The sequence below is a fragment of the Methylobacterium sp. Leaf100 genome, from assembly GCF_001422845.1.
In the GTDB taxonomy this organism is placed as follows: Bacteria; Pseudomonadota; Alphaproteobacteria; order Rhizobiales; family Beijerinckiaceae; genus Methylobacterium.
Window position 1 is genome coordinate 182,266 of the sequence record NZ_LMMW01000034.1, and the last position, 16,746, is coordinate 199,011.

Here is a 16,746-nt window from a genome sequence, read left to right on the forward strand (position 1 = left end):
GGTCCACGACAGCGGGATGCCGTCGTGGACCGGCCGAGCCCATGCGACCCGGGTCAGTTCGCCCGGCGCGACAGGGACACGGCGTAGGCGGGCGAGCGGACCGCGAACATCGGATCGGTGGCCGGTCCGGCGACGCCCTCGGGCAGGTCGACCACGGGATCGAAGGTGGCCGCGTCGCAGGTGGCGTCGGGCTCGATCGCCGCGATGGCGACGGTGCCGAGCTTGACCGCCTTGCGGTTCTCCTCCGGCCACGCGACGGTGGGGTCGTTCACCGGATCGTTCGGCTCGCCGAGCAGTGCCACGAGGTCGAAGCTGGCCGGACCCTTCGCCAGACGCTCCTTCAACTCGTCGGCGTAGAAGCTGTCGGGCTTGGCCTTCAGCTCGTCGTCAGTGAGGCCGAGCTGGCCGGCGCTCGCGACCCATTTCAGCTTCGCCACCGTGGCCACGCCCTTGGCGTTCGTCAGGGTGTAGGCGTGCACGCCCCAGTAATCGACTCCGGCGAAGCTCGCCGGCACCGGCCGCGCGTTGAGCCACGCGCCCTGGCGCGTCGTCTCGGGGTTGGCGGTGGCGAACGCCTTGATCTTCTCGGCATCCGGCTTCCCGTCCGGGCCCGGTGCCCGCACGGTGGCGAAATCGAGGAGCTGCTGCGGGGTCTTCGTCGAGAACACCGGCGCGGAGATCACGACGAAGACCATGTCGCCCGACGGGTCGGTCATCCGCATGGCGAAGCCGCGGGTGACGGGCTTGGCCTTGTCTGAGATCTTCGCGTTGCTGCCGCCCATGGAGAAGCGGGCCGTGACCGGCACGGTCTTGGTGAAGTGCGGGGCCTTCGACAGGCCGGGCGCCTCGGCGGACGGCGTGAAGCTGCCCTTCACGCAGACGCCCTTGGCGCCGCTCGCGCGCACCTTCGGCTGGTTGCCGCCCGCCGTGACCAGGGCGTTCACGATCGCGCCCGGATCGGCGTCCTGGGCCTGCGCCGCCCCGGTGACGCCGCCGCCGGTGAGCAGGCCACCGGCCAGTACGACGACACCGAGATGGGAATATGATCGTGACATGAAATGCCTTTCCGCGACGTGATTCTGGACGCGGCCCTTCCGTTCGGGCTCGGCGCACGCGTCACCATGGAGTGATTCTAGATTGTGCGCAATTCTTCTCTGCGCGTCCGGACCGTGATTTCGTCGGACCGGGCAGGGGCGCGCCGGATCCCCTCGCTCGGGCCGCGGCGTTCGAGGCGTCCCGGTGGGACCGCAGGGCATTCCCAACGCCGATCTGCCGCCATACTGTTCGAAAAAGTCTTCGTTGCTTGTCGTCATGGGCGCGGAAAGGTTTTATGGTGGCGTGACGACGGAAGCTCTTTAGATCGATTGAAAAATAGGTTCGAACTTGGAATGATGACAGTATGTCCGATGTGAGCGACGCCGGCCGTGGCGACCCCGGCGCTTCGGGCCGGACGGGGGGGCAGCCCGCACAGCCGTCCCTGCCGGAGGGCGGCATCACGTCGGCGGCCCTCCTGCAGGGCCGGCGCGAGATCGTCATTCTCCACGCCGGCTCCCTCTACCGCCTGCGGGTGACCGCCAACGACAAGCTGATCCTCACCAAATGACCGGGCCGCACCTCATCCCCCCGTCCCGCCGCGCGGTGCTCGCGGGCGCCTTCGGCTGCGCCCTGGCGGGCCGGCCCGCCAGGGCTGCGACGCCGGCCACCCGCATCGCTTCCCTCGGCGGCGCCGTGACGGAGATCCTGTGGCGCCTCGGTGCCGGGCCGCGCATCGCCATCGTCGACACCACCAGCGTCTACCCGGCCGAGGTCCTGCGCGAACGGCCGAATGCTGGCTATCTCCGCGCCCTCTCGGCGGAAGGCCTGCTGTCCGTCGGCCCCGATCTCGTGCTCGCCGCCGAGGGTGCCGGGCCGCCGGCGGTGCTGGCCCTGCTGCGGGAGGCCGGCGTGCCCGTGGAGACGATCCGCGAGCCGTCGACCGCCGAGGGCGTCCTCGACAAGATCGCCACGGTCGGCCGCCTCGCCGGGCTCGAGGCGCCGGCCGAGACCTTGAGCCGGGCGGTCGCCGCCCGCTTCGCGACCCTCGCCGGGCAGCGCGCCCGGGTGACCCGGCCGGCCCGGGCCCTCGTGGTGCTGTCGCAGACCGGCGGGCGCGTCATGGTCGGCGGGCGCGGCAGCACGGCGGACGGCATCCTGGCGCTCGCCGGCCTTGTCAATGCCGCCGAGGGCATCGAGGGCTTCAAGCCCATCACCGACGAGGCCATCGTCGGGGCCGCCCCGGACGCCGTGATCATGATGGTGACCGAAGGGCGCACGCCGACGCCCGAGGGCGTGTTCGCGAGCGGCACGGCGCTGGCCCAGACGCCGGCCGCCGCCCGCCGCGCCCTCGTGACCATGGACGGCCTCGCGCTTCTCGGCTACGGCCCGAGGACTCCGGAGGCGGCCGCAGACCTCATGCGGGCGATCTATCCCGACCTGCCGCGTGACTGAGTCCGCCGTGCCGAACCGGCCCGGCGCCCTCGTGTTCGCCGGTCTCGGCGTTCTCGTGCTCGTGGCGATCCTGCTCTCGCTGGGGCTCGGGGCGGTGCGGATCGCGCCGGCCCGGGTTCTCGAGATCCTGACGCCCGGCGCGGCGGAGGCGGGGCGGGATGGCCTGGTGGTGCTCAACATCCGCCTGCCCCGCACCCTGCTGGGCCTGATGGTCGGCGCCGGCCTCGCCGTCTCGGGCGCCCTGATGCAGGGCCTGTTCCGCAATCCCCTGGCCGATCCGGCCCTCGTCGGCGTCTCGGCGGGCTCGGGCCTCGCCGCCGCCGCCGTCATCGTCCTCGGCGACCGCCTCCTCGCCGGGGCGGGGCTGCCGGGGCCGCTGCCCTACGCGGCCCTGCCCGTCGCGGCCTTCCTCGGGGGCCTCGGCGCCACCCTCGGGCTCTACCGGATCGCCACGCGGGCGGGCCGCACCTCGGTGGCCACCCTGCTCCTCGCCGGCATCGCGCTGGGCGCCCTGAGCGGGGCGCTGACGGGCCTCCTCGTCTACGCCAGCGACGACCGGCAATTGCGCGACCTCACCTTCTGGTCCCTGGGCAGCCTCGGCGGGGCGACCTGGACCAAGGTCTGGGCCACGGCGCCCGCCCTGCTGCCGGTCCTCGTCCTCGTGCCGTTCCTGGGGCGCGGCCTCAACGCCTTGGTGCTGGGCGAGGCGGAGGCGTTCCACCTCGGCGTGCCGGTGGAGCGCCTGAAGCGCCTCGCCATCCTCCTCGTCGCAGTGGCGGTGGGGGCCGGGGTCGCGGCGAGCGGGGTGATCGGCTTCGTCGGCCTCGTGGTGCCGCACGCCCTGCGCCTCGTCATCGGCCCGGACCACCGGCGCCTGCTGCCGGCCAGCGCACTCCTGGGGGGCGCCTTCCTCGTCCTGGCGGATGTGGCCGCCCGCCTCGTCGTCGCCCCGGCCGAACTGCCCATCGGCATCGTCACCGCCTTCGTCGGCGCGCCGGTCTTCCTGTGGCTGCTGCTGGGGCGGCGGCATGGCGTTGCCTGACGTCGCCTCCAGGGATGAGCCTGCGCTTCTGGCCGCCCGCGACCTCGCCTACGTCACGGGCGGTCGCCGCCTCATCGACGGTGTCTCCCTCGACGCCGCGCCCGGGACCCTCCAGGTGATCGTCGGCCCGAACGGGGCCGGCAAGTCCACCCTCCTGAAGCTCCTGAGCGGGGAGCTCAAACCCACCCACGGCACCGTCGCGTATGCGGGCGAGGCCGTGGCGGCGATTCCGCCCTGGCGGCTCGCTGGCTTACGCGCCGTGCTGCCGCAGGCCGCGCACCTCGCCTTTCCCTTCACCGCCGCGGAGGTGGCGCGGATCGGCCTCGACGGGATCGGCCGGGGTCTCGGGCCGCGCGACCGCGCCGCGATCCTGGCCGAGGCCCTGGCGCGCGCCGACGCCACGCATCTCGGGCCCCGCGCCTACCCGACCCTCTCGGGTGGCGAGCAGGCCAGGGTGCAGTTCGCCCGGGTGCTGTGCCAGCTCGCCGCCGGGCGCACCCTCGCGCCCGCGCAGGTGCTGCTCCTCGACGAACCGACGGCCAGCCTGGATCTGCGCCACCAGGGCGCGCTCCTCGACGCCGCCCGCGACCTCGCCCGGCGGGGCACCGCCGTGATCGCGATCCTGCACGACCTGAACCTCGCCGCCGCCTATGCCGACGCGATGCTGGTGCTGGAGGACGGCCGCCGCGTCGCCCACGGGCCCCCGGCCGCGGTGATGCGGGACGACCTCATCGCGCGGGTGTTCGGCGTGTCCTGGCCCGTCGGCCGGGTGCCGGAGGGCGACCAGCCCTTCCTGTTGCCGCGCCGGACTGTTGCGGGCTAGCAACGTCCTCGCGTCTCGTCTTGCCAAGTCTGGAACTGCTTCAGGTCAGCGCGACGCTAGATTGGATTTCCGACAATCTGGACCTTCGCCGAGGCCGTTGACCCCGCACCCTCGCGCGCGGCACCTGCGGATCAGCCAGCCAGCCCCATCGCCAGCCAGCCACTCGTCTCGACTGTGCTCTCTGGCGGATGCGTCCATGTCCCGATCGTCCCACCGCGCCTGGCTGGCGCTCGGCTGCTCCCTCCTCACCCTGTCGGTTGCGCAGGCCCAGACGCAGCCCCGGACCGCGTCGCCGGTGCGCCCGGCCGCGCCCGACGCCGATGTCAGCCTCGACACCATCTCGGTGACCTCGACCAAGACCCCGGGCAGCGCCGTCGACGCGCTCTCGGGCACGAGCGTGGTCACCCGCGAGCAGATCGAGCGCCTCCAGCCGAGCCGCCTCTCGGACGTGCTGCGCGATGTGCCGGGCGTGACCACCCAGGAAAACCAGAACGATCCGGCGCAAGCCATCAACATCCGCGGCCTGCAGGATTTCGGACGCGTCAACGTCCTCGTCGACGGGGCGCGCCAGGACTTCCAGACCTCGGGCCACAGCGCCAACGGGGTGTTCTACCTCGACCCCGAACTCGTCGGTGGCGTCGACATCACCCGCGGCCCCACGGCCACCATCTACGGCTCGGGCGCCATCGGCGGTGTGGCGGCCTTCCGCACCCGCTCCATCGACGACATCCTGGGCTCCGACGAGGTGGCGGGCGCCGTGCAGAAGCAGGGCTTCGGCACCAACGGCCAGCGCTTCCTCAACTCCACGGCGCTCGGCGCCCGCATCGGCACGGCGGCGGACGTGTTCGGGCAGTTCGTGTTCCGCAACAACGGCCCCTACCGCGACGGCCTCGGGACCCTGGTGCGCGACACCGGCAACGAGCTCACCTCGGGCCTCGCCAAGATCAACGTCAGGCCCGCCGACGGGCACGAACTCAGCGGCACGGCCCTCGTGCAGCGCTTCGACTTCGCCAATGCAGGCACCAGCAACGCGGGCGCGCGCTTCGCCAACGCGGTGCAGGCCGACACCTACACCCTGGGCTACCGGTTCAGTCGGCCGGACGTGCCGCTCGTGGATTTCAGCATCAAGGGCTATTCCACCACCACGCACAACGACCTGACGTTCCTGCAGGACACGGCGAGCGGCCTCTACGGCCGCCTCGGCACCCGGGCGGGCGACCGAATCAGCTACGACATCCAGACCACGGGCTTCGACGCCCACAACACCGCGCGCTTCGACACCTTTGCACTGAGCCACGCCCTCACGGTCGGCGGCGATTTCGTTCAGAACAGCGTTCGCACCACCGACAATGCCGGCGGTTTCGGCGGCGCCTTCACGCCGTCCGGCCAGCGTTCCCTCGCTGGCGCCTTCGTGCAGGACGAGATCCGCTACGCCGGCTGGCTCCGTGTCATCGGGGCGCTGCGCTACGACACCTACGATCTCTCGGGTGGGGCCTTCCGGTCGAGCGGCGACCGGCTCTCGCCGAAGATCACCGTGGGCGTGTCGCCCTTCGCCGGCATCGAACTCTACGGCACCTACGCCGAGGGCTACCGCGCGCCCTCCATCACCGAGACCCTGGTGCAGGGCATCCACCCGTTCCCGGCCTTCACGATCCTGCCGAACCCGACCCTGCGCCCCGAGGTGGCCCGCACCGTGGAGGGCGGCATCAATCTCAAGGTCAACGAGGTTCTCGTCCCCGGGGACGTGTTCCGCGCCAAGCTCAACGTCTTCCAGAACGAGATCGACGACTTCATCAACATCCAGGCCGTGGGGCCGACCTTCTTCGTCCCGGCGATCCCCGGCATCCCGGCCTCGATCTGCGCCCGCATTCCCGGGCGCTTCCCGTGCGTCATCCCGGTCCAGTCGTTCCAGTACCTCAACATCGCCCGGGCCGAGCTGTCGGGCGTCGAGCTGGAGGGGGCCTACGATTGGGGCGGCGGCTTCGTCTCGCTGGCCGCCACCCACACGCAAGGGCGCGACCGGGCCACGCGCCAGAGCCTGATCACCGTGCCGCCGGACCGGATCAGCACCACCTTGGGTCTGCGCTTCCTCGACGACCGCCTCACGGTCGGAACCCGCCTCAACCTCGTCGACGCCCGCACCGACGTGCCGCCCGGCGCCACCATCCTGGCGACCAAGGCCTACGCCTTGGTGGATGTCTTCGCCTCCTACCGCGTCAACGACCGGATCAAGGCGGACTTCATCCTCCAGAACGCCTTCGACAAGCGCTACACCCAGTATCTCAACGCCCTGCCGAACCCGGGCCTCGTCGCCAAGGCGGCGATCAGCATCAAGTTCGCCACGCGTTGAGGCGCCCGGGAGCGGGTGACATCGCCAAGGCAGGGCGCGATCCGATGCCGCTCCGACATCGGGCCCGCCTGTTCATACGAATTTCGTATCGATCGAGACCCAGGAAATATTTGACGTCTCAATATGCCTGACGGATCGTGCGAGCCGGTCCCACGAGCTCGGCTCGTCGCACCGCGCAGGAAGCGTGGCGCGGCATTTGCTGATCCCGACGGGACTGCCGACGCACCAGGGCCGGGCGTTCGGGCAGGATCGTGGCCTTCATAACCAGTGGGAGGTTCGCATGAGACGCTTCTTCGCGTCCCTGTTCGGGCAAGTCGTGGCCGCCCTCGTGCTGGGCGTCGTGCTCGGCATGGTCTGGCCGACCTTCGCGGTGCAGCTGAAGCCGCTCGGCGACGCCTTCATCAAGCTCATCAAGATGGCGATCGCGCCCCTGGTCTTCGGCGTCGTGGTGCACGGCATCGTGGGCGCCGGGGATCTGCGCAAGGTCGGCCGGGTCGGGCTCAAGTCCCTGATCTACTTCGAGGCCGTCACCACCCTGGCCCTCGTGCTCGGCATCGTGCTGGCCTACGCGTTCGAGCCCGGCCGCGGCATGAACGTCGATCCGGCCAGCCTCGATGCCAAGGCCCTGGCCGGCTACACCGACCGGGTCGGCCAGGTCACCGGCACCGTCGACTTCCTGATGAAGATCATCCCCACCACGGTGTTCGACGCCTTCGCCAAGGGCGACATCCTGCAGGTGCTGATCATCGCCATCCTGTTCGGCTCCGGCCTCGCGCTCCTGGGCGACCAGGGCAAGCCGCTGGCCGACAGCATCGAGCGCATCACCAACGTGCTGTTCAAGGTGATCGGCTTCATCGTGCGCCTCGCGCCGCTGGGCGTGCTGGGCGCCGTCGCCTTCACGGTGGGCAAGTACGGCGTCGGCTCCCTGAAGCAGCTCGGGATGCTGGTGGCTTTGTTCTACGCGGGCGTCGCGTTCTTCGTGTTCGTGGTGCTCGGCGCCATCCTGAAGGCGGCGGGCTTCAGCATCCTCAAGCTCCTCGCCTACCTGCGCGAGGAGCTCATGGTGGTGGCCGGCACCGCCTCCTCCGACAGCGTGCTGCCGCAGGTGATGCGCAAGCTCGAACGCCTCGGCATCAAGGATTCCACCGTGGGTCTCGTGATCCCGACGGGCTACTCGTTCAACCTCGACGCCTTCTCGCTCTACCTGACCCTGGCCACGGTGTTCATCGCCCAGGCGACCAACACCGACCTGTCCTTCGGCCATTTGCTCCTCATCCTCGGCATCGCGCTGCTGACGTCGAAGGGCGCCCACGGGATTCCGGGCTCGGCCATCGTGGTGCTGGCCGCGACCCTCTCGGCGGTGCCCGACATCCCGGTGATCGGCCTCGTCCTGGTCCTCTCCATCGACTGGTTCGTCGGCATCGCCCGGGCGCTCGGCAACCTCATCGGCAACTGCGTGGCCACCGTGGTCATCGCCGCCTGGGAGGGCGATATCGACCGGGCGCAGGCCCACCGGGTGCTGGACGGCGATGTCGCCGTCGACACGAAGACGGCCCTCGACGCCCCCATCGCGGCCCCCCGGGCGGCCCCTCGGGCCGCCTGACGCCATACGCCCGCGACACATCGGAGACACGCCATGAGCGCATCCGCCTACAATCCGCCCTGCGGCGGCCTTCCGCCCCAGACCGCGCTGATGACCGGGCGGGCGGTGTTCACCGAGGCCTACGCCGTGATTCCCCGGGGGGTGATGAGCGACATCGTGACCTCCGTGCTGCCGTTCTGGGAGGGCGCGCGGGCCTGGATGCTGTCGCGCCCGCTCTCGGGCTTCTCCGAGACCTTCGCGCAATACCTCATGGAGGTGGCGCCGGGCGGCGGCAGCGACCGGCCCGAGCCCGACGCGCAGGCCGAGGGTGTCCTGTTCGTGGTGGAGGGGCGCCCGAGCCTCGTCCTGGAGGGGCAGAGCCACGGCCTGCGGCCCGGCTCCTACGTCTACCTCGCGCCCGGCGCCGCCTGGTCCCTGCGCAACGGGGAGGCCACCGCCGCGCGCTTCCACTGGATCCGCAAGGCCTACGAGCGGGTGCCGGGCCTCGACGCCCCCGACTCCTTCGTCACCCACGAGAGCCGGGAGGATCCCGTCGCCATGCCGGGCACGGACGGGGCCTGGGCCACCACCCGGTTCGTCGCCGGGGACGACGTGCGCCACGACATGCACGTCAACATCGTCGCCATGCGCCCCGGCGCCTCGATCCCGTTCGAGGAGACCCACGTCATGGAGCACGGCCTGTTCGTGCTGGAGGGCAAGGCGGTCTACCGGCTCAACCGCGACTGGGTCGAGGTCGAGGCCGGCGACTTCATGTGGCTGCGCGCCTTCTGTCCGCAGGCCTGCTACGCGGGCGGCCCCGGGCCGTTCCGCTACCTGCTCTACAAGGACGTGAACCGCCATGCCGGCCTGACGCTCCGGGGCGCCCGGTGAGCGAACGCCACGTCGTCGCCGAGGCCCTCACGGCCGAGGCCTTCGCGCCCTTCGGCTCGGTCATCGACCGAAGCCAGGCGGCGGCGCGGCCCATGAACGCCGGCAAGGCGCGCCGCTTCCACGACCTGGCGGAGATTCCCGTCGCGGGGGAGGGCGCCCGCGTCGTCGTCGGCCTCGTCGAGGCCGAGCCCTACCCGATGCCCCTCGCCGTGAGCCTCGTCGAGCGCCATCCCCTGGGGGGGCAGGCCTTCGTGCCCCTGAACGCCAGCCCGTTCCTCGTGGTGGTCTGCCCGGACGAGGACGGCCGCCCGGGCCGGCCCCGGGCCTTCGTCACGGCGCCGGGCCAGGGCGTGAGCTACGCCCCCGGCACCTGGCACGGGGTGCTCACCCCGTTCGGCGCCCCCCAGGATTTCGTGGTGATCGACCGCGGCGGTCCGGGCGTGAACCTCGAAGAGCACGGGTTCGACGCGCCGTGGACGATCCACCTGCCCGGGTGAGATCGAAGCCCGGCGGCGTCCGCACACGCCGTCGCCCCCGCCCGCCAGGATGACGTTGACGAAGACGTGGTCCATCGGCGGTCCTGTCGAGGGCCGTATCATTGGCGATCTCGCCCGCGGTACGAGCCCGAGGGGTTGTAGCCCGTGAGGCGTCGCATCTGGCCGGCGAGCCGGCTCGGACTCCTGATCCCGACCCGGAGGGTGGCTTGCGCGATCGTCTTTGGCTCGTTCTTCAGAATCGCGATCGCGCGGCGAATGCGTCGCTCGCTGATGAAGGCGGAGGGCGTCAGCCCGGTCGCCGCGCGAAAAGCCCGGTGGAGATGCCCGGTCGATACAGCCGCGACATCCGCAAGATCCTGGACGCGGATGCCGTCGGTCATGTGCGCCTCGACGTACTCGGTGATCCGTCTGAGCTGCCAGGCCGAGAGGGGGATCGAGCTTGTCTCGGCGGCCGTGCCGTAGCGTTTGCCGATGTAACGGCCCATCGCGTGCGCCATGTCCTTGCAATAGACCGGCTCCAGCGCGTCCGCCGAATATTGACGAAAGAATTCGGCGGCCAGACCGTGAAGGAACGGATCCTTGCCGTTCGTGAAAGGACGGATGCCGAGATTCTTCCCCGAGGTCGGGGTCCAGCCGATCGAGGCCCACAAGGCCGCGACCCCCTTCATCCGCAAGCGTCGCTCGCATGCAGTCGCAGTCGACGCAGGACGGCAGCTTCAGCCTCACCGTGACGTTCCGCGTCGGCGCCGATCTCGATAAGGCGCAGGTCCTGGTGCAGAACCGGGTGGCCCTCGCCCAGCCACGCCTCCCGGAGGTCGTCCGCCGCATCGGCGTGACCGTGGCGAAGAACGCCCCCGACTTCCTGCTCGTCGTGCAACTCGTTTCGCCCGATCGGAACCGGGATCAGCTCTATCTGTCGAACTATGCGCTTCAACGCGTCGTGCCGGTGCTGAGCCGGCTGCCCACCGTCGGCAGCGTTCAGCCGGTGGGCGCGCGCGAATACGCCATGCGGATATGGCTCGATCCGAACAAGGTCTCGGAGATGGGCATGTCCGCGATGGAGGTCGTGGACGCGCTCCGCGCGCAGAACGTCCAGGTCGCCGGCGGCGTGCTCGCGCAGCCTCCCGCGCCCTCCGGCCGGGCGTTCCAGCCCTCGATTACCGTGCAGGGCCGGTTCCGGCAGCCGGAGGAATTCGAGAATCTCATCATCCGCAACACCGACGGCGGCCGCGTCGTCCGGCTGAGGGATGTCGGCCGCGCCGAACTCGGCGCACGGAACTACGGCACCGACGCCTACATCAACGACTCGGCCGCCGTCGCCCTGCTCGTCTTCCAGCGCCCGGGCACGAATGCGCTCCAGGGCTCCGAAACGATCCAGGCCACGGTGGCGGCGCTGGAGCGCGATCGGCCCTCGGGCGTCGAATTCCGGATGACCTACAATCCGACCGAGTTCTTCGTACGCACGTCGATCAAGGCGCTCGAAGTGACGACCTACGAAGCCATCGCCCTCGTCGTCCTCGTGGTCATCGTCTTCCTGCAGAACGTGCGCGCCACCGTCATTCCGCTGCTCGCGATCCCGGTGTCGCTCGTCGGCACGTTCGCCGCCATGGCGATGCTCGGCTACACCATCAACACGCTGACCCTGTTCGCCCTGGTTCTGGCCGTCGGCATCGTCGTCGACGACGCCATCGTCGTGGTCGAGAACGTCGAGCGCTACATCGTCGAAGGCCTGTCGCCGAAGGACGCCGCCCGAAAGACCATGGGCGAGGTCGGCGGAGCCCTCATCTCCATCGCGCTCGTGCTGACCTCGGTCTTCGTGCCGACGATGTTCATCGTCGGCATCTCGGGCGAATTCTTCCGGCAGTTCGCCGTCGTGATCTCGGTCGCGACGCTGATCTCGGCGTTCAACTCGCTCTCGCTCAGTCCGGCCCTGGCCGGCCTCCTTCTCAAGCCGCATCACCCCCACACCGGCGGCAAGGCCACTGTCTTCGCGAGACTGCTCCGGCCCGGCATCGACGGTTTCAATCGCTTCTTCGACGCCCTGTCGCGGGGTTACGCGCGGCTCATCCGAGGGGTGATCCGTCTGCGGATCGGCATGCTGGTCGTGTACGCGGGCCTCGTCGCCGCGGCCGCATGGGTGTTCGTCGTGGTCCCGCGCGGCTTCGTCCCCGCCGCCGACCAGGGCTTCGTGATCACGCTCGTGCAGTTGCCGGTCGGATCGTCGCTGGAACGGACCGACGCCGTCACACGGGAGGTCGGATCGCGGGTGCGCGCCATTCCGGGCGTGGAATATGCCCACATGTTCCCCGGCCGCAGCGTGGTGACGGGCACCCAGAGCAGCAGCGCCGGCGTGGTGTTCGTCCAGTTCGAGGGGTTCGAGAAGCGCACCGGTCCGGCTAAGTCCGCGGCGTCGATCCGTGCCGAAGTGAACAGACGCGTCGCCGACATCACCGGCGCGCAGATCACCGTCGTCGCCCCGCCGACCATCCGGGGGATCGGAGCCTCGGGCGGCTTCTCGCTCCGAGTTCAGGACCTGAACAACAACGGCCCCGTCGCGCTGGCGCGCGCGACCGACGACCTGCTGGCGGCGCTGAAGGCGGATCCCCGCATCCTGCTCGCGTTCACGCCGTTCTCGACCAACGCGCCGCAATTCTTCGTCGACGTCGATCGCACCAAGGCCGAAATGCTGAACATGCCGGTTCAGAACGTTCATTCGACCCTCGAGGCCTATCTCGGCAGCGCCTACGTCAACGACTTCAATCTGTCCGGGCGGACGTATCAGGTGATCGCCCAGGCCGAGGGACTGAGCCGCCTCGACGTCGAACAGATCGGCCGTCTCAAGGCCAGAAGCGACACCGGCGCCATGGTGCCGCTCGACTCGGTCGCGTCGTTCAGCACGCAGAGTGCGCCGGATCGCGTGCCGCGGTACAATCTGTTCCCGACCGCCGAGATCATCGGCTCGGCCGTCCCGGCGGTCAGTTCCGATGCGGCGCTCACCCTCGTCGACGAGATCGCCGCCCGAACGTTGCCGGAAGGGTTCGCGATCGAGTGGACGGAGCTGTCCTATCAGCAACGCCTCGCCGGCGACGGCATCGTCACCTTCCTGTTGAGCGTCGTCTTCGTCTACCTCGTCCTCGCGTCGCAGTACGAAAGCTGGACGTTGCCGTTCGCCGTCGTCCTCATCGTGCCGATGTGCTTGCTGTCGGCCATCAGCGGCGTCCTGTGGATGGGACAGGACAACAACATCCTGACCCAGAACATCCTGACCCAGGTCGTCCTCGTCGTCCTCGTGGGTCTCGCCGCCAAGAACGCCATCCTCATCGTCGAGTTCGCCCGCGACCTGGAGAACCAGGGGCGATCGATCGTCGACGCCGTCGTCGAAGCCGGCCGCCTGAGATTGCGACCGATCCTGATGACGTCCCTCGCCTTCATCCTCGGCGTCGTCCCCCTGATGATCGCCAAGGGCGCCGGAGCTGAACTGCGCCACGCCATCGGAACGACCGTGTTCTTCGGCATGGTCTGCGTCACCGTCTTCGGACTGATCTTCACCCCGATCTTCTACGTGTGCCTTCGCGACCTGGCGAAATCGAAACTGACGGCTCGCATCTTCGGCCCCTGAGACGACCTCCGTCGCGATCGATCGAGGCCGGTGCCCGTCCCCTCCGGGGTGGGGGGCTCTGCCCGGCGATCGGCGCGCGCAGGACCGCCCATGTGGATCGCGCCTCGTACGGCGTGCCCGCCCTCGCGGACGGGCGGCCATGGAATCCGTCACCGAGCATGGGGTCCGTCATCGGGAAGGTGTCGCCCGTACGCATGAGCATGGGTTCGGGCCCAATCGACGAAGGGATTCGTATCGCGAAGGACCGGTGCGGGAAGGCGCGCTCAATAATGCGGCGGCGGTGGTTCCGGCGCGTTCGAACCGGGACGGTGGCCCGCCTCCTCGACCTCCTCGACGAGTTTCGCCATCCGCCGCGACAGGGCATCGATCTGGCGCCACTGCGCCGTGATGGTGGCGTTGAGGTCGTCGATGACGGCGTCTTGCTCGGTCAGGCGCATCTCGAGGGCGTCGATGCGGGTGCCGAGATCGGGCTCGCTCGTCGCCGGGTCGCGCATCGCCGGGTCGCTCATCGCCGGGTCGATCATCGCAGTGTCTCCGGAGCGTGGTCTGGCCTTTCGACCAGGGCGGGGCCGAGGGCGATGCGACCGTCGAAGACGAAGCAGTCGCCCGTCCAGCGGTTCTGCGCATCCGGCACCGTTTCGAGGTAGCGCAGGATCCCGCCCGCCAGGGTGTGGACTTCGGAAAAGCCGCGCGCCCGCATGTAGGCTCCGGCCTTCTCGCAGCGGATGCCGCCGGTGCAGAACATCGCCACCTTCGGGTGCGCCGCCGGGTCGAGACCGTCCACGTAGGCGCGAAACTCGCTGAACCGCCTCGTGCCGGGATCGACGGCTCCGGGAAAGCTTCCCAGGGCCACCTCGAAGGCGTTGCGGGTGTCGATGAGCAGCAGCCCCGGCGTGTCCAGGAGCGCATTCCAGGCCTCGGGGGCCACGGGACTCGCCGGCGCCAGGGCCGGATGGGTGGCTCCGCCGTCGAAGGTCACGATCTCGGGTTTCACCCGCACCTTGAGGCGCCCGAACGGTGGGGCCTCGGCCGAGGACATCTTGACCTCGACGGCACCGAAATAAGCGCCGAACGGCGCTCGGTTGCGCAGGGCGTGGAGGAAGGCTTCGATGGCCGGCGCCGCCCCCGCCACCGTGCCGTTGATGCCCTCGCGGGCGAGCACGAGGGTGCCGGTAATCCCGAGGCCACCGCACAGGGCTTCCAGGGGGGCACGCAGCGCCAGCGGATCGGGCAGATCGACGAAGCGATAGAGGGCGGCGACGGTGAGCATCGCGTCGGCATAATCCGGGGCCGCGCACGGGGCAAACCCGTGCGGCCTCCTCACGGGGCCGCGACCCGGCTCACGGGGCCGCGACCCAGCTCACGGGGCCGCGACCCGGCTCACGGGGCCACGACCCGGCGCAGGATGAAGGTGGTGCCGACTTCCGGGTCGCGGCGCCAGCGCCCGTCGCCCGTGGGGATCAGCGTGACCGTATGCCCGCGCCGGGCGGTGAGGGTGAGCCGCCCCCGCGCGAACTGCCAGGACACGGGATCGAACACGCCGAGCCCGGTGTCGCGGCATCCCTCGAGGATGCGGACCGGGGCGGGCGGCTGGGCCGGCGTCAGCTCCAGCCGGCAGGTATCGGGGTCGCGGTACCGGTCGAGGGTATAGATCCCGGCCGGCGGCGGCTCGCCGCCCAGGTCCGTCTCCGGTGCCGCCGGACGCTGGGCGTCCGACCGGGACGCGGCAGATTCCGGTCTCGCCGGCACCGGCACGGCCGGCAGCATGGCGAGGATCTGGAGGGGGACGAGGCTGTACTGCTCGCCGGATTCGGTGGTGGCGGCGAGGCTGCGCGCGTCGGGCCGGCGGGTGAAGGGCAGGACCGGCCGCACGTTCCTGTCGACGAAGCGCAGGGTGCCGTCGGTGAACAGCCAGCCGGCGACGCCGTTGAGCACCGGCAGGGCCCGGCGGCACCCGGCGGGGAAGGACAGCCGCCGCCCCGCCTCGCCGCTCTCGCTCGACAGGGTGATGACGCAGCGCCGGGTGCTGCCGTCCCGCGACAGGTCCCAGGTGCCCGGCACCCCGGCGATGTCCTTCGGCAGGCTCTCGACGAAGGGCGCGGCGGGCGCGACCTCGGGCGCGGCCACGCCCTGCGGATTCTGAGGGGGGGAGGCCTCTACCGGCGGCTGCGGCGGTTGTGGAGCCTGCGGCGGTTGCTGAACCTGCGGTGCTTGCGCGAACACCGCGCCGCCCACCGTGAGGACCGAGAGGAAACCGAGGATGCGGGCCGGCGCGCGGGGGCTCACGCGCCCGCGCTCCGAAACGTCTCCGGCCCCGGTGTCTCCCGCCCCGCTGTCTCCCGCACTGGCGTCTCCGGCACCGGCGTCAGCGGTCCCCGGCCGTCGAACCAGTGGAGCAGGTTGTCGACGACGAGGCGGCCCATGGCCTCGCGGGTGTGGACGGAGCCCGAGCCGACATGGGGCAGGAGCACCACGTGATCCAGGGCGACGAGGTCGGCCGGCACGTGCGGCTCGCGTGCGAAGACGTCGAGCCCGGCCCCGAGGATCGTCCCGTCGCGCAGGGCCGCGATGAGGGCGGCCTCGTCCACCACGCTGCCGCGGGCCACGTTGATCAGGATCCCCTCCGGACCGAGGGCGGCCAGCACGGCGGCGTCGACGAGGCCGTCCGTCTCCGGTCCGCCGGGCGCCACCAAGAGGAGCACGTCGACGGCCCGGGCCATGCCGAGCAGCGTGGCGTGATAGGTGTAGGACACCTCCGGCTGCCGGCGGCGGCCGTGATAGGCGAGGGCGACGCCGAAGCCTTCGAGCCGCGTCGCGATGGCCCGGCCGATGCGCCCGAGGCCGAGAATGCCGATTGTGCGCCCGCGCAGGGTGGGGGTGAGGGGGTAGGGTCGGGTCGGCCAGTGGCCCGCGCGCAGGTAGCGGTCCGCCTGGGGGATCTGGCGCAGGGTGGCGAGCAGCAGGCCCATCGCGAGGTCCGCGACCTCGTCCGACAGCACGTCGGGCGTGTTCGTCACCACCACGCCCCGTGCGGCGGCCGCGGCGGTGTCGATGGTATCGTACCCGACGCCGAAGCTCGCCACGATCTCGAGGTTGGGCAGGCGCGCCAGGAGGGCGTCGTCCACGGGCGCCTGCGCCCCCGTCGCCATGGCGCGGATGCGCGGGCCGACCTCGGCGTAGAACGCCTCCGCGTCCGGAGCCGTGTCGGCCCGGTGCAGAGTGAAGCGCGTCGCCAGGGCTTCCATCACGCTCGGCTGCATGGGTTTGAGCAGCAGCAGATCGACGGGCGTCATGGCGGACCTTCGGGACTCCGGTGCACGACCCCGGCGGGGTGCCCTTCCGCTTTAGGACTTGGGCCGGGACCGGTCCAGTGAGCCGGCGCGGGTCCCCACAGCCGACGCCCGCCGCCCCACCCCGAAATCGTCCGGGCCGATATGCGAAAACCGCGCCGCAGC

15 protein-coding genes are annotated in these 16,746 nt (G+C 70.7%); 9 read left to right on the top strand and 6 right to left on the bottom strand.

Features of this window, described 5'->3' with window-relative positions; all coding sequences use genetic code 11:
- Window positions 1–53: 53 nt before the first annotated feature.
- Window positions 54–1,055: a catalase family peroxidase gene (locus tag ASF25_RS15490; protein ID WP_082502786.1), complete on the bottom strand. Its 1,002-nt coding sequence runs from the start codon at window positions 1,053–1,055 to the stop codon at window positions 54–56.
- Between the two features lie 344 nt (window positions 1,056–1,399).
- Between ASF25_RS15490 and ASF25_RS15495 the strand changes: the two genes are divergently transcribed.
- The 8 genes from ASF25_RS15495 to ASF25_RS15530 all read left to right on the top strand — a co-directional run bounded on the left by ASF25_RS15495 (window position 1,400) and on the right by ASF25_RS15530 (window position 9,672).
- On the top strand, window positions 1,400–1,603 hold the full coding sequence (locus ASF25_RS15495) for a hemin uptake protein HemP (RefSeq protein ID WP_056305657.1): 204 nt from the start codon (window positions 1,400–1,402) through the stop codon (window positions 1,601–1,603).
- Window positions 1,600–2,487 (top strand): ABC transporter substrate-binding protein, encoded by an 888-nt coding sequence (locus ASF25_RS15500; RefSeq protein WP_056305658.1) that lies wholly within the window; start codon window positions 1,600–1,602, stop codon window positions 2,485–2,487. Before ASF25_RS15495 ends, ASF25_RS15500 begins: the two co-directional genes overlap by 4 nt.
- On the top strand, window positions 2,480–3,529 hold the full coding sequence (locus tag ASF25_RS15505; protein WP_056305659.1) for an iron ABC transporter permease: 1,050 nt from the start codon (window positions 2,480–2,482) through the stop codon (window positions 3,527–3,529). Before ASF25_RS15500 ends, ASF25_RS15505 begins: the two co-directional genes overlap by 8 nt.
- Window positions 3,516–4,352: a heme ABC transporter ATP-binding protein gene (locus ASF25_RS15510; protein ID WP_056305660.1), complete on the top strand. Its 837-nt coding sequence runs from the start codon at window positions 3,516–3,518 to the stop codon at window positions 4,350–4,352. Before ASF25_RS15505 ends, ASF25_RS15510 begins: the two co-directional genes overlap by 14 nt.
- A gap of 196 nt (window positions 4,353–4,548) precedes the next feature.
- Window positions 4,549–6,702, top strand: a complete 2,154-nt coding sequence (locus ASF25_RS15515) for a TonB-dependent hemoglobin/transferrin/lactoferrin family receptor (RefSeq protein WP_056305661.1) — start codon at window positions 4,549–4,551, stop codon at window positions 6,700–6,702.
- Between the two features lie 280 nt (window positions 6,703–6,982).
- Complete coding sequence (locus tag ASF25_RS15520; protein ID WP_056176892.1) at window positions 6,983–8,305, top strand: dicarboxylate/amino acid:cation symporter; 1,323 nt, start codon at window positions 6,983–6,985, stop codon at window positions 8,303–8,305.
- Between the two features lie 33 nt (window positions 8,306–8,338).
- The gene (locus tag ASF25_RS15525; protein WP_056305663.1) at window positions 8,339–9,175 is read left to right on the top strand and encodes a bifunctional allantoicase/(S)-ureidoglycine aminohydrolase; all 837 of its coding nucleotides are present in this window, start codon (window positions 8,339–8,341) and stop codon (window positions 9,173–9,175) included.
- Window positions 9,172–9,672 (top strand): ureidoglycolate lyase, encoded by a 501-nt coding sequence (locus tag ASF25_RS15530; protein ID WP_056268206.1) that lies wholly within the window; start codon window positions 9,172–9,174, stop codon window positions 9,670–9,672. The genes ASF25_RS15525 and ASF25_RS15530 overlap by 4 nt, the downstream gene beginning before the upstream one ends.
- 98 nt (window positions 9,673–9,770) lie before the next feature.
- Here the strand turns inward: ASF25_RS15530 and ASF25_RS15535 are convergent, their stop codons facing one another.
- Window positions 9,771–10,340 (bottom strand): AraC family transcriptional regulator, encoded by a 570-nt coding sequence (locus ASF25_RS15535; RefSeq protein ID WP_056305665.1) that lies wholly within the window; start codon window positions 10,338–10,340, stop codon window positions 9,771–9,773.
- A gap of 17 nt (window positions 10,341–10,357) precedes the next feature.
- On the opposite strand from ASF25_RS15535, the gene ASF25_RS15540 reads away from it, so the two are divergent.
- A complete protein-coding gene (locus tag ASF25_RS15540; protein ID WP_056305667.1) occupies window positions 10,358–13,291 on the top strand; it encodes an efflux RND transporter permease subunit in 2,934 nt (977 codons plus the stop codon).
- Window positions 13,292–13,554: 263 nt separating this feature from the next.
- Here ASF25_RS15540 and ASF25_RS15545 read toward each other — a convergent pair whose 3' ends face one another.
- The 4 genes from ASF25_RS15545 to ASF25_RS15560 form a co-directional block, all read right to left on the bottom strand.
- The gene (locus ASF25_RS15545) at window positions 13,555–13,785 is read right to left on the bottom strand and encodes a SlyX family protein (RefSeq protein ID WP_056268299.1); all 231 of its coding nucleotides are present in this window, start codon (window positions 13,783–13,785) and stop codon (window positions 13,555–13,557) included.
- Window positions 13,786–13,811: 26 nt separating this feature from the next.
- Window positions 13,812–14,561, bottom strand: coding sequence for a rhodanese-like domain-containing protein (locus tag ASF25_RS15550; protein ID WP_056305669.1), 750 nt, complete (start codon window positions 14,559–14,561; stop codon window positions 13,812–13,814).
- Window positions 14,562–14,671: 110 nt separating this feature from the next.
- The gene (locus ASF25_RS15555) at window positions 14,672–15,577 is read right to left on the bottom strand and encodes an AprI/Inh family metalloprotease inhibitor (RefSeq protein WP_244473047.1); all 906 of its coding nucleotides are present in this window, start codon (window positions 15,575–15,577) and stop codon (window positions 14,672–14,674) included.
- Window positions 15,574–16,584, bottom strand: a complete 1,011-nt coding sequence (locus ASF25_RS15560) for a 2-hydroxyacid dehydrogenase (protein WP_056305670.1) — start codon at window positions 16,582–16,584, stop codon at window positions 15,574–15,576. Before ASF25_RS15560 ends, ASF25_RS15555 begins: the two co-directional genes overlap by 4 nt.
- Window positions 16,585–16,746: the final 162 nt, after the last annotated feature.

Excerpts from the sequence above, each read along its gene's own strand:
- ASF25_RS15490 (WP_082502786.1), bottom strand. The coding sequence starts at position 1,055 with ATGTCACGATCATATTCCCATCTCGGTGTCGTCGTACTGGCCGGTGGC.
- ASF25_RS15495 (WP_056305657.1), top strand. The coding sequence starts at position 1,400 with ATGTCCGATGTGAGCGACGCCGGCCGTGGCGACCCCGGCGCTTCGGGC.
- ASF25_RS15500 (WP_056305658.1), top strand. The coding sequence starts at position 1,600 with ATGACCGGGCCGCACCTCATCCCCCCGTCCCGCCGCGCGGTGCTCGCG.
- ASF25_RS15510 (WP_056305660.1), top strand. The coding sequence starts at position 3,516 with ATGGCGTTGCCTGACGTCGCCTCCAGGGATGAGCCTGCGCTTCTGGCC.
- ASF25_RS15515 (WP_056305661.1), top strand. The coding sequence starts at position 4,549 with ATGTCCCGATCGTCCCACCGCGCCTGGCTGGCGCTCGGCTGCTCCCTC.
- ASF25_RS15520 (WP_056176892.1), top strand. The coding sequence starts at position 6,983 with ATGAGACGCTTCTTCGCGTCCCTGTTCGGGCAAGTCGTGGCCGCCCTC.
- ASF25_RS15525 (WP_056305663.1), top strand. The coding sequence starts at position 8,339 with ATGAGCGCATCCGCCTACAATCCGCCCTGCGGCGGCCTTCCGCCCCAG.
- ASF25_RS15535 (WP_056305665.1), bottom strand. The coding sequence starts at position 10,340 with ATGAAGGGGGTCGCGGCCTTGTGGGCCTCGATCGGCTGGACCCCGACC.
- ASF25_RS15540 (WP_056305667.1), top strand. The coding sequence starts at position 10,358 with ATGCAGTCGCAGTCGACGCAGGACGGCAGCTTCAGCCTCACCGTGACG.
- ASF25_RS15545 (WP_056268299.1), bottom strand. The coding sequence starts at position 13,785 with ATGCGCGACCCGGCGACGAGCGAGCCCGATCTCGGCACCCGCATCGAC.
- ASF25_RS15550 (WP_056305669.1), bottom strand. The coding sequence starts at position 14,561 with ATGCTCACCGTCGCCGCCCTCTATCGCTTCGTCGATCTGCCCGATCCG.
- ASF25_RS15560 (WP_056305670.1), bottom strand. The coding sequence starts at position 16,584 with ATGACGCCCGTCGATCTGCTGCTGCTCAAACCCATGCAGCCGAGCGTG.